This is a genomic window from Micromonospora sp. CPCC 205546 (assembly GCF_036902715.1).
GTDB lineage: Bacteria > Actinomycetota > Actinomycetes > Mycobacteriales > Micromonosporaceae > Micromonospora.
In genome coordinates this window covers 1-899 of sequence record NZ_JBAKHL010000172.1, presented here as the reverse complement: position 1 = coordinate 899, position 899 = coordinate 1, and the positions used below count along the sequence as shown (strand labels likewise).

At 66.6% G+C, this 899-nt stretch carries 1 protein-coding gene; it reads right to left on the bottom strand.

Annotation, left to right across the window (positions count from 1 at the left end; translation table 11 throughout):
- Positions 1-9: 9 nt before the first annotated feature.
- Entirely contained in the window at positions 10-792 is a 783-nt protein-coding gene (locus tag V6U77_RS29890; RefSeq protein ID WP_334610078.1) for a transposase family protein, read from the bottom strand.
- Between the last annotated feature and the right edge of the window lie 107 nt (positions 793-899).

The window sequence follows — 899 nt, the reverse complement described above, 5'->3', positions numbered from 1 at the left end:
GAGCCCTTTTCATCCTGCGTAGCGGTTGGATTCGGTGCGATGCAGGACGAGGATCGCCTGCACGATCGCGGTGGCTCGGCGTGGGCAGCAGCGCAGCTTGACCAGGATCTTCCAGGTCTTGAGCGTGGCAATCGCTCGCTCACCGCGGGCGCGGATCTTCGCGTGGGCGCGGTTCACGGCTTTCTGCCTGCGTGACAGCCTCGGCCGGAACCGGCGCCGCTTGAACGGAGTACGCACGCTGCCGCGGGCGCCCTGATAGCCCTTGTCGGCGAAGGTCATCACGTTTGCGCTGGTCAGTGCGTCGATGATGCCGTGCGTACGGGCAGCGGTCAGGTCGTGAGCCGATCCCGGTAGCGCCGGCGAAGCCCAGACGAGGCGGCCCGCCGCGTCAGCGATGACCTGCACGTTCACGCCGTGGCGCTTGTGTTTTCCCGAGTAGTAGGGCTTCTGGTCGGCGACCCGGTCGATCGGGATCAGCGTGCCGTCCAGGATCGCGTACGCCAGCATGCGGATCCGCTTCATCGCGGTGACCAGGTCGTCGGCGGATGCCGCGAGCAGGGCGATCGCTTCCTGCACGTAGCGCCAGGCGGTGGCGACGCCGATCGCAAACCCGCAGGCCAGCTGGGTGTATGTATCGCCGTTACGCAAGTGGGCAAGAGCGAGCAGTGCCTGGCGTCCCGCATCGAGGCGCCGCCATCGCGATCGTTGCTGGTTACGGTGTTGGCGGATGCGGTCGGCGAGGTCGTTCAGGGTCCGGCTGGACAACGAGATCGTGGACGGGTAAGACAGCACAGGCGAGGCTCCCGGTCGGGGCATCGGGTTTTGGTCGATTTGCTGTCTTACCTGGAGCCTCGCCCTCATCGATCCCCGGGCTACGCACACCGCCCCTGACCTGCAAG